Annotated in this window: 7 protein-coding genes; 5 read left to right on the plus strand and 2 right to left on the minus strand. The window is 36.3% G+C overall.

All coding sequences use genetic code 11. The annotated features are described in order from the left end of the window. Positions 1 to 60 precede the first annotated feature (60 nt). The 4 genes from rsmA (at position 61) to ACZMIG_RS09910 (ending at position 4,670) form a co-directional block, all read left to right on the plus strand. Positions 61 to 864 (plus strand): 16S rRNA (adenine(1518)-N(6)/adenine(1519)-N(6))-dimethyltransferase RsmA, encoded by an 804-nt coding sequence (rsmA, locus tag ACZMIG_RS09895; protein ID WP_125104128.1) that lies wholly within the window; start codon positions 61 to 63, stop codon positions 862 to 864. 76 nt (positions 865 to 940) lie between these two features. Then, a complete protein-coding gene (gene frr / locus ACZMIG_RS09900) occupies positions 941 to 1,501 on the plus strand; it encodes a ribosome recycling factor (RefSeq protein ID WP_021854897.1) in 561 nt (186 codons plus the stop codon). Positions 1,502 to 1,506: 5 nt separating this feature from the next. Continuing rightward, on the plus strand, positions 1,507 to 2,439 hold the full coding sequence (gene rsgA, locus ACZMIG_RS09905) for a ribosome small subunit-dependent GTPase A (RefSeq protein WP_021854896.1): 933 nt from the start codon (positions 1,507 to 1,509) through the stop codon (positions 2,437 to 2,439). Between the two features lie 68 nt (positions 2,440 to 2,507). Then, positions 2,508 to 4,670, plus strand: a complete 2,163-nt coding sequence (locus ACZMIG_RS09910) for a helix-turn-helix domain-containing protein (RefSeq protein ID WP_418874013.1) — start codon at positions 2,508 to 2,510, stop codon at positions 4,668 to 4,670. 458 nt (positions 4,671 to 5,128) lie between these two features. Here the strand turns inward: ACZMIG_RS09910 and htpG are convergent, their stop codons facing one another. Continuing rightward, positions 5,129 to 7,183, minus strand: coding sequence for a molecular chaperone HtpG (gene htpG, locus ACZMIG_RS09915; RefSeq protein WP_053398053.1), 2,055 nt, complete (start codon positions 7,181 to 7,183; stop codon positions 5,129 to 5,131). A 400-nt stretch (positions 7,184 to 7,583) separates the two neighbouring features. Between htpG and ACZMIG_RS09920 the strand changes: the two genes are divergently transcribed. Beyond that, on the plus strand, positions 7,584 to 8,099 hold the full coding sequence (locus tag ACZMIG_RS09920) for an RNA polymerase sigma factor (RefSeq protein WP_021853704.1): 516 nt from the start codon (positions 7,584 to 7,586) through the stop codon (positions 8,097 to 8,099). 749 nt (positions 8,100 to 8,848) lie between these two features. On the opposite strand, the gene glgP is transcribed toward ACZMIG_RS09920, so the two are convergent. Then, positions 8,849 to 11,407, minus strand: coding sequence for an alpha-glucan family phosphorylase (gene glgP, locus ACZMIG_RS09925; protein WP_302024640.1), 2,559 nt, complete (start codon positions 11,405 to 11,407; stop codon positions 8,849 to 8,851). Positions 11,408 to 11,425 lie beyond the last annotated feature (18 nt).

The following is an 11,425-nucleotide window of genomic DNA, read 5'->3' on the forward strand; positions in this document are numbered from 1 at the left end:
ATGTCAATGTGTCTGTTTTGCAAAATATTTATTTATTTTTGCAAAAACAAAAAATAAGATATGAGAACAGTACGGCCAAAGAAAAATTTAGGACAGCATTTTCTGACGGATCTTAATATTGCCAATGCAATAGCCGATACCGTAGATGCATGCCCTGATATTCCAATTTTGGAGGTAGGTCCCGGTATGGGTGTATTGACTCAGTATCTTGTTCAAAAAAACAGAGATGTAAAGGTTGTTGAAATAGATTCTGAATCTGTTAATTATCTTAATGAAAAATATCCGGATTTAAGAGAAAACATTATTGAGGATGATTTCCTTAAAATGGATCTGAATACAGTATTCAACGGACGGAAGTTTGTTCTTACGGGAAACTATCCTTATGACATATCTTCACAAATCTTTTTTAAGATGTTGGATAATAAAGATTTGATACCATGTTGTACCGGAATGATTCAACGTGAAGTGGCTCAGCGTATGGCTTCCGAACCTGGAACAAAAGCGTATGGAATACTAAGTGTGCTTATTCAGGCCTGGTACGATGTTGAGTATTTGTTCACAGTTGATGAAAACGTATTCAATCCACCGCCAAAAGTTAAAAGTGCAGTTATTCGTATAACTCGTAACAATGTTAATGATTTGGGGTGTGATTGGCATATGTTCAGGCGTGTTGTAAAGGCTGTTTTTAACCAACGGAGGAAGATGCTTCGTGTATCATTAAAACAATTGTTTGACAGAATGCCTGATGACAGCTTTTTTGAACAGGATATAATGACAAAGAGACCTGAGCAACTTTCAATACAGCAGTTTGTTGACCTCACAAATATGGTTCATGAGCAGATGAATAGAAATATCGATAAATAGCAAAAAAGACAATATCTGTAGTGATGTGTTTTGGAGCTTGATTTGAAAATATTTATGTAACAAAATATAATTATATATGTTAGACGTAAAGACAACTTTAAGCGAAAGCGAAGAGAGAATGGAAATGGCTGCTATGTTTTTAGATGAGCAGCTCTCTCGTGTACGTGCCGGACGTGCAAATGTTGCCATTCTTGATGGTATAAGAGTAGATTCATACGGATCAATGGTTCCTTTGAATCAAGTTGCTAATGTGTCAACACCTGATGCGCGGACAATAGCCATACGCCCATGGGATAAAAAAATGATTAGGGATATTGAGAAAGCCATTATGGACTCAGATGTTGGCATAACTCCTGAAAACAATGGCGAGATAATAAGACTTGGCATACCGCAGCCCACAGAGGAGCGTCGTAAGGAACTCGCTAAACAATGCAACAAGATTGGAGAGAAGGCTAAGGTTGAGGTGCGTAATGTGCGTGCTGATGTAAAAGACAAACTTAAAAAAGCTATAAAAGACGGCCTTTCAGAGGATAATGAAAAAGATGCAGAGGCTGAATTGCAGAAACTTCATGATAAGTATATCAAGAAAATCGATGATTTGCTTGCTGCAAAGAATAAGGAAATAATGACAGTATAACAGCAGTGAGAGGACTTGTAATAAAAAATACAGGTAGTTGGTATTCGGTTAAAACCGACGAAGGACACACTGTAGAATGTAAAATTAAAGGCAATTTTAGACTAAAGGGCATCCGCAGCACCAATCCGGTTGCTGTGGGTGACCGTGTTGAGATAATCTGCAATCAGGAAGGTACGGCTTTTATAAAAGATATTGAGGAAAGAAAAAACTATATTATAAGAAAGTCTCCAAATCTCTCTAAGCAGAGCCATATTATTGCAGCAAATATAGATCAGGCATTTCTGATTGTTACAGTAAATTATCCGGAGACATCCACAACATTTATTGACAGGTTTTTGGCATCAGCAGAAGCTTACAGAATACCTGTTTCTTTAATATTCAATAAAACCGACATACTTTCGGAAGCTGAACTAAACTATCAGAATTTAATGATAAACCTTTATGAAACAATAGGTTATACATGTTTTGCTGTTTCAGCTCTTGATGCCAAATCGCTGGATTGCCTTGTCCCTGAGCTAAAAGACCGTATAACGCTTTTTAGTGGAAATAGCGGTGTAGGTAAAAGTACCCTGTTAAATCATCTGATACCAGGATTAAACTTACGGACAGCTGAAATTAGTGAAGCTCATAACACAGGAATGCATACTACAACATTCAGTGAAATGCTTCCACTTCCTTACGGAGGATGGGTTATTGATACTCCCGGAATAAAGGGATTTGGTACATTTGATATGGAGCCAGAAGAAATCTGTGGATATTTTAAAGAGATATTTAAGTTTTCAAAAGATTGTCGCTTCAATAATTGTACGCATACTCATGAACCGGGATGTGCCGTAAGAAAAGCTGTTGAGGAGCATTATATTTCAGAAAGCAGATACAATTCATATCTCAGCATGCTGAAAGATAAAGAAGAAGGAAAATATCGCGAGGCGTGGTGATTTTTCTGCGCCTTTTTCGATTTTATATTTTAAATACAACTTATCTGTTTTTATTTTAGTATACTATGATGAATGCTGCTTCCGAGCAGGCAATGGCTTGGGATATAATAGAAAATACCGGGGCAAATCTTTTTTTGACCGGTAAGGCTGGAACAGGTAAAACAACGTTTCTCAAGGAAATAAAGAACAAATCAACTAAACGGCTTGTCGTGCTCGCTCCTACAGGTATTGCTGCAATAAATGCAGGAGGAGTAACCATTCATTCCTTCTTTCAACTTCCTCTGTCTCCTTATGTGCCTGGAGCTACCTTTGGAGGTGAAGATCAAAAGTATTATCGTTTCAGTAAGGTTAAGCGTAACATAATACGAGCCATGGACTTGCTTGTTATTGATGAAATAAGTATGGTACGTGCAGATTTGCTTGATGCAATAGATTCCGTAATGAGACGATACCGTGATTATGGAAAACCTTTTGGCGGTGTACAACTGCTGATGATTGGCGATCTGCAACAGCTTGCTCCCGTTATAAAAGATGAAGAATGGGCAATGTTGAGTAAGTATTATCCGACACCTTACTTTTTCTCAAGCAAGGCTCTTAATGCCGCAGAGTATCATACCGTTGAGCTTAATACCGTATACAGACAGCAAGATGAAACGTTTATCTCTCTCTTGAATCAGATACGGGAGAATCGTGCTACAGATGAAACATTGTCAGCTCTAAACAGGCGTTATATTCCTGATTTTATTCCAGAGAAAGACAGTGATTATATTCGTTTGACGACACATAACAATCCGGCACATATGATAAATGACAGGGAACTGTCATTGTTGCCTTCGCGTGAATATGAGTTTAAGGCTGAGATTGAGGGGGATTTTCCTGAAACTTCATATCCGGCCGATGTTAATTTGGTGCTAAAACAGGGAGCGCAGGTTATGTTTATTAAAAATGACCCTGAGAAACGTTTCTTTAACGGCATGATTGGCGAAGTGGTGTCATTGGATGAAAGTGCCATTATTGTCAGAGATAAGAATGGAGGGGAAAGTTTCAATCTTGAAAAATCAGAGTGGGCAAATGCCAAGTATACTATAGATGAAACTACAAAAGAAATAACAGAAACAGTAGAAGGTGTTTTCAGACAGTATCCTTTACGCCTTGCATGGGCTATAACAATACATAAAAGCCAGGGACTGACTTTTGATCATGCTATAATAGATGTTTCACATTCGTTTGCACACGGACAGGCATATGTTGCATTAAGTCGCTGCAGAACTCTTGACGGAATGGTGTTGAGTGCCCCTTTACAACGTGATGCCATAATCAGTGACAGTACTTTGGATGCATATATTAACACTATCGACAAGCGTGTTCCGTCTGCAGAAACATTATCTGCTTTGCATAATTCTTATGTTATACAGTTGTTGGATGAATTGTTCGATTTTTCGTCATTGAAGTCTTCGTTTGATATGTTGTTGAGAACGCTTGATGAGCATTTGTATAAAAAATATCCGAAACTCTTGGCTGAATATAAACGTATAGGGCTGTCGTTTGAGAGCATTATTGATGTGTCATATCGCTTTAAAATACAATATACAAGAATGTTGCATGCAAATCCTGATATAAGCAGCCCTGATATTCAGACGAGGATACATAAAGCTGCAGCGTATTTCTCTGAAGAGATGAAGGTTTTCACCTTGTTGTGCAACAAAACAAAAGTTGAGATTGAGAATAAGGCTGTTAAAAAACAGTTTGATGACAGATATAGTGTCTTTTTCAGGGATATAGAACTAAAAAAACAGCTTTTCGTACATGCTGAAGACAATAATGTTGAATTTTCAATATCTAATTATCTCCGGACAAAATCGAAGATATTATTGAGTATTGATGATGGTGGAAAGAAAATAGTAAAGGCAAGAAAACCAAAGACAGTGAAAGAGCCGAAGATACCAACTTATAAAATTAGCTATGACATGTTTTCTTCTGGTATGACAATAGAGCAGATTGCTAAAGAAAGAGGACTTGTTTATGGCACTGTATTTGGACATATTGCCCGTTATGTTGAGGCTGGTGAACTTGAGATGGATCGTCTTGTACCTGAGGAGCATATAAAAGCTATAAAGACTTTTATTATTAATAATCCAAATAATAGGTCTGTAAGTGATATATATTCAGGTGTCGGACCGGTTGTTACGTATAACGAAATACATCTATATCTTAAAATGTTTGGTGAATAACTTGTATTGTTTCGGATATTGCAAGTGTTAGATTTTTATATGGTTGTTGATTACGTCTTATCGGAATATTTTATGTAATAATTTATTTTGTAATATACATGGAACGTAATTGATAGTTTTTATCTGCGTTTCATGATAAATTATGTCGTGTGCGGTGCTGGATGTTTGATTTTTGATAAATAACGCTGTATCTTTATTCGATTTGAAATTAATTGACTTTTAAGGTAAAAGTCAATGATTTTTGATGTAAAACTCAGTGGTTTATTATGTGAAAAACAGTCAAATTAATTAGCTTAAACACAAGATTAGGAAAAATGATTGCTGAAGATGAAGATCTATTCTTGATAAAACAAAAATAAAATACACCCAAGCTTGAGTTAAAACTCAAATGCTTGGGTGTATTTTTTTATAAGCTGAGTTAATTGATTTTATGTTGCAAAGTGTTACAACGCTGTTTCTTATTTTATTAAAGAAACAGAACGTTTAATAAATGCATCGAGGGATGATCCTTTCAGCATGCCGTTCTGAAGCAGAGCCAAGTCTATTAGCTGATGCACAATTTTGTTATCTTTAGCGTATTCTGAGATGATTTGGTTCTTTTTCTCACGTTGTTCGTTTAATGCTTTTTCTGTATTTGCAAGATCATCCTTTTCTTCTTGAGTAATTTCTTCCGGCTTTTTCTTGCTTTGATTCTGATGTAGAGCTGCAAGGCGTGCTTGTTGACCCTTTATTTCGCTGATTACAGGGTTAAGAGCATCACTGCATTTGCTGGTTTCATCATCAAGAATATTTTTTATGAGCTTATGATCGCTGTTCAGAACAAGACTATAGCTGTCTGGCATCTGAGCATAGAAACTCATTCCGCTTTGGAAACGGCTTATGTCTTTCATTCTGCGCATATACTCACTTTGAGTGATCATTACAGGCATGCCATTCTCTCCCAGGGCTTGAACTTCAATATTGAATTCAACTTTGTTAATTTTAGGCATCTGTGAACGGAATGCTGCTGACAGATTGTCGGCTTGATCGCTGTCAAGTTCTGTCTTCTTGACATCATCTTTGACAATAAGACGGTCTATAATGTCGCTGTCTACGCGCATGAATCTGCTCTTCTCAAATTTCTGCTCAAGCATTGAAACAACAGGAACATCGAGCTGTCCGTCAAGCAACAATACACTATATCCCTTATCTTTTGCAGCTTCAATGTAAGAATATTCTTCTTCTTTATTGTTTGCATAAAGATAAATAAGCTGTCCGTCTTTGTCTGTCTGATTGTCTTTTATTAATTGTTTGTATTCGTCAAATGTGAAATATTTGCCTTCAACATCTTTCAACAGGGCAAAGTCCTTAGCTCTATCATAGAAATCCTCTTGAGACAGCATACCGTAATTTATGAAAAGCTTCAGGTCATCCCATTTGCTTTCATAATCTTTGCGGTTTTCTTTGAATATGCTGTTGAGTCTGTCTGCAACTTTTTTAGTAATGTATGTTGAGATCTTCTTTACGTCTCTGTCACTTTGCAGATAGCTTCGGCTTACGTTCAGAGGTATATCCGGAGAATCAATTACTCCGTGTAATAGTGTAAGGAATTCAGGAACTATGCCTTCAACTTGATCTGTTACGAATACCTGATTGCAGTATAGCTGTATTTTATTACGCTGAAGTTCAATATTAGACTTGATGCGTGGGAAATATAATATACCAGTTAGGTTGAATGGATAGTCTACATTAAGATGTATCCAGAACAGAGGTTCATCCTGCATAGGATAGAGTTCGTTGTAGAACTTTTTGTAATCCTCGTCCTTAAGCGTACTTGGAGTTTTTGTCCATAACGGCTCTACACTGTTTATTATATTGTCTTCTTCTGTTTCAACTTGTTTTCCGTCTTTCCATTCTGTCTTTTTGCCAAAAGCTACAGGAACGGGCATAAATTTGCAATATTTGTTTAACAGAGACTGTATGCGTGCCTTTTCCAAAAATTCTTTACAGTCATCGTCAATATGAAGTATTATATCTGAACCTCTATCTGCTTTTTCTGCATCGTCTATTTCGTATGCCGGACTGCCGTCACAGCTCCATTTAACTGCTTTTGCTCCGTCTTTGTAGCTCTTTGTTATGATTTCCACCTTGTTGCTGACCATAAACGAACTATAGAAACCAAGTCCAAAATGTCCGATTATCGCATTGGCGTTGTCTTTATATTTATTAAGGAAATCATTAACACCTGAAAATGCAATTTGGTTAATATATTTGTCAATCTCCTCTTCTGTCATACCGATGCCTCGATCGCTGATTGTAAGTGTGTTGTTTTTCTCGTCGAGAGTAACACGTACCGTCAAATCGCCAAGTTCACCTTTGAATATTCCTTTATCAGCAAGTGTTTTTATTTTCTGTGTTGCATCTACAGCATTGCTTACCATTTCACGAAGGAATATTTCATGGTCTGAATACAAGAATTTTTTGATGACGGGGAAAATGTTTTCTGTTGTAACCCCAATATTTCCTTTTTGCATAGCTATATGTATTTTAAATGTATTTTTGTAATAAGTAATCGTCAAATCAACTTGCAAATACTGTGCCATAATTGTCGCTTACTTTTATTGTTATTAATTAAGTGCGGGAGATCTTTATTGCTTTTGTTATTCGTAATAATATCTGCCTGACATTCTAAAATTAGATATAAGTAATGATTAAGGCTATTGTTTTAATAAAATATTATCGATAATTAATTGATTGTCAGATGGCTGTGTTTTATTGCTATAGATTCTGCTTTTTGTAGATGTTGTTGGCTATAACTTTTTTAGATGTTTCAAAACAATTTGAATTTGTATACGGCAGGAATAAATAGATTGATTCATTTTTTGTGTCGTAGGAAATGAAGTATCTTTGCATATATAAAGCTAATTTACAGCTATGGAAAAACTCGAAACTAAATTTACTACAATTGGCAAGTATTATGCAGAGCATTTTAATGATTTGCGTGCATTCGTTGTAAGCAGAATTAAAGAAACAGAATACGCCGATGATATTGTTCAAAATGTATTTATTAAGTTATTGTCAATAGATAAAATTTTGACAGAAGAGAGTCTTTCAAATTTGGTCTATACTATAACGCGCAATCTTATATACGATTATTATAGGCATAAAAAATCAGTGGATGATTATTCTTGTTATGTTGTGTCTAAAACTAAAAAGGACTCTTGTGATGACTTTCCCAATTATTCATTTGAGGAAATTATCGAAATACTTGATTGCGGAATTCAGAAACTAAATGAAAATCAACGAAAGATTTACAAGATGAATATATACGACGATTTGGCTGTTTCTGAGATATCTAAAACATTAAATATGAATTATAAGAGTGTCGAAAATAAGTTAGGTAGTGCTCGTAAGGTTATTAGAAAGTATATGAGCAAAATGTTAGCATGATAATGGTTAATTAATACATTCGATAGGTTGTTTTAAGGTTGTTGCCCTTACATTCGTAGTGATATGAATGTAGGGCTTTTTATTTGGATAAAAATAGCTTATTATTCTATATGTCAATTATGATTAATAATCAAGGCAAAAGTCGTGAACATCTTTCTTGTTTTATTATAAATTTCTAGGATGATTTTATAAATTTCAAAATGAAATAAATCCATATGGTTTAATTTATAAATAATAGTAGTGTATTTACAGTCACAAATAAGGGGGCATTTATGATGCGAAACAGGTCTGTTCATTACAGGTGAACGATAGGTTAATAATTTAGAAATTTTATATGTCTTTTTGCTTGTGATTTTAAGTAAAGCACGTTTTTTACTTAGTTGTCCCTTAAAACCATCATTATCTGTTGGTATTAAGTAATCAGATTACCGATTAGGCCGTAACTTTTATAAGGGTGTGGTGGGAGATATTGTAAACGTGCTTATGGCGGCTGCAGCCTATAACTTCAAAAGAGCCATGAGAGCTCTTTGTTGCATGCTTCAAAAAATATAAGAGATGCTGTCCAGGATGATGTCTCGTAAGAATAGGCTTTTAGGAATGATTAAATGGATTATTTGATGTGGAACTTGGACAAAGTATAATAAATAATCTCCTTAACTATTGACAAAAAATGTCATTAGTTAAGGAGATTTATCTTTAGTTATATATGTAATAAAAATTACATAATGTCGTTTATAGGCAAATGATTATTAATCAAGCCATTTTACATAACAGAAGTCTTGACGGTGAGGCAGGGCGGAATTTTTTGGATACATTCTGACAGCAGTCTTGTATGTGCCTGCTTCTGATGCCTCTACTGTAGCTTCAAATGTGTAAAGGTTGCCTTCATGTCCGATTAACTTGAATGGGAATACATTTGAAATACGGTCTTCGCCATTATTGTCAACAGTTAATGAAACAAATTCAAGTCCTATTGCGTCATTTAAGCCCTGTTCGTCAATTACGTATCTAATTTTGTATGTAACTCCTGTTTCTAAACCAGTGTTGGGGAACATAGATTCTTTTGAAACAACATGTATTGAGTCCCAACGTTCAGCTACGCTTTCTTTCCATTGTGCAATGTCTTTTGCTAAACGATTATCATTTGCTGCAAGTTTCTCGAAACGGATAGCTTCTTTTGTATAGAACTTTTCGTAATAATCATCCAATTGTCTCTTCATTGTATAATGAGGAGCAATTTTTGCGATAGAGTTCTTTATCACTTTAATCCAACCTTCACTATATCCGTTTTCATTCTTGTTATAGTATAAAGGTATGATTTCATTTTCCAATAATCCGTAGATCGTTGCAGCATCAAGCTGGTCTTGGTAGCCTTGATTCTTGTATGTACGTTTTTCTGTAAGTGCCCAGCCTGCTCCTTCACGATATCCTTCGAGCCACCAGCCGTCCAAAACAGACAAATTGACAACACCGTTCATTTCAGCTTTTTCACCAGATGTACCAGATGCTTCAAGAGGACGTGTCGGTGTGTTCATCCATATATCAACACCTGAAACCAGGCGGCGTGCAAGCTGCATGTCATAATCCTCGAGGAAGATAATTTTCCCTAAGAATTCAGGACGTTGGCTAATTTCGAAAATCTTCTTTATAAGACCTTGGCCTGCGCCATCTGCAGGATGGGCTTTTCCTGAGAACAGGAATTGAACAGGACGCTCTGGATTGTTGACAATTTTTGCCAAACGGTCGAGGTCAGTAAACAGAAGGTGTGCACGCTTATATGTAGCAAATCTTCTGCAGAAACCTATCATCAAGGCATTTGGATTGATCTTTTCAAGCAAAGAAACAACTCTTGAAGGATCTCCTTGATTCTTTAGCCATGTTTCACGGAATTTATCGCGAATATAATCTGTAAGTTTCTTCTTTAATACCATGCGGGTGTCCCAAATGACATTATCTGGAACTTTGTATATTGCATCCCATATGCTTTCATTGCTTTGGTCTGACATGAAAGCTGAGTCAAAATATTTGGCATATAGCTTACGCCATTCTGTTGCTGCCCATGTGGGGAAGTGAACACCATTGGTAACGTAACCAACGTGGTTTTCCTCTGGATAATAACCTTTCCATATTCCTGAGAACATCTTCTGGCTAACCCATCCATGGAGCTTACTTACACCATTCACTTCCTGACAAGTGTTGCAGGCGAATGTTGACATACAGAATTTTTCGTTGTGGTCATCAGGATTAGTGCGTCCCATGCCAATAAATTCATCCCATGTGATGCCAAGTATTGAGGGGTAACCGCCCATATATTTGCCAAACAGACCTTCGTCAAAATAGTCATGACCGGCAGGAACTGGAGTATGAACAGTGTAAAGTGATGAGGCTCTAACCAACTCTATTGCCTGATTGAAAGAGAGTCCGCTTTGTACGTAGTCACAAAGACGCTGAAGGTTGCATAATGCTGCATGTCCTTCGTTGCAGTGGTATATTTGTTTCTTGATACCTAATTTTTTAAGAGTTAAAATACCTCCTATACCTAACAGAATCTCTTGTTTCAGACGGTTCTCCCAGTCACCACCGTAAAGAGAGTGGGTTATTGGTTTGTCAAAATCAGAGTTCATTTCGTTATCTGTGTCAAGTAGGTAAAGCGGAATTCTACCAACATTAACTCTCCATACATAAGCATGAACCTGATAGTTCATATATGGAACATCTACAACCAAGGGATTGCCTTCGGCATCAAGTTGGCGAACAATAGGAAGTGAGTTGAAGTTTTGAGCTTCGTAGTTTGCAATCTGCTGTCCGTCCATGCTGAGGGACTGCTTGAAATATCCATAGCGATAAAGGAATCCTACGGCACACATATCAACATTGCTGTCAGATGCTTCTTTCAGATAATCACCGGCTAACATTCCTAGACCGCCTGAATATATCTTAAGAACTTGGTTAAGACCATACTCCATGCTGAAATATGCAACAGAAGGACGTTTTGTATTTGGTTTAACGTCCATATATTTACGGAACAGTGAATATACGTCCTTAACTTTTTTCATTATTGTCTTATCCTTGACAATTTCTTCTTTTCTGTCATAGCTAAGACGTTCGAGCAATAAAACAGGATTATGACCAACTTCTTCGTACAATTTTTCATCTAAGCTGCGCCATAAATCTCTTGCTTCGTAGTTCCATGCCCACCACATGTTATGAGCAAGTTCATCTAAACACTTTAATTGTTCAGGTAATCTTGATTTTACAGTCAGTTCTCTCCATTGTGGAGCGTTGACATAGTCTGCTTTAATTTTCATTGTTTATTTAATTTATGT

It is taken from the genome of Xylanibacter sp. (assembly GCF_057607445.1).

What these genes read in the sequence shown, in the direction of transcription:
- frr (WP_021854897.1), top strand. Translation starts at nt 941, where the DNA reads ATGTTAGACGTAAAGACAACTTTAAGCGAAAGCGAAGAGAGAATGGAA.
- glgP (WP_302024640.1), bottom strand. Translation starts at nt 11,407, where the DNA reads ATGAAAATTAAAGCAGACTATGTCAACGCTCCACAATGGAGAGAACTG.
- ACZMIG_RS09910 (WP_418874013.1), top strand. Translation starts at nt 2,508, where the DNA reads ATGAATGCTGCTTCCGAGCAGGCAATGGCTTGGGATATAATAGAAAAT.
- ACZMIG_RS09920 (WP_021853704.1), top strand. Translation starts at nt 7,584, where the DNA reads ATGGAAAAACTCGAAACTAAATTTACTACAATTGGCAAGTATTATGCA.
- htpG (WP_053398053.1), bottom strand. Translation starts at nt 7,183, where the DNA reads ATGCAAAAAGGAAATATTGGGGTTACAACAGAAAACATTTTCCCCGTC.
- rsmA (WP_125104128.1), top strand. Translation starts at nt 61, where the DNA reads ATGAGAACAGTACGGCCAAAGAAAAATTTAGGACAGCATTTTCTGACG.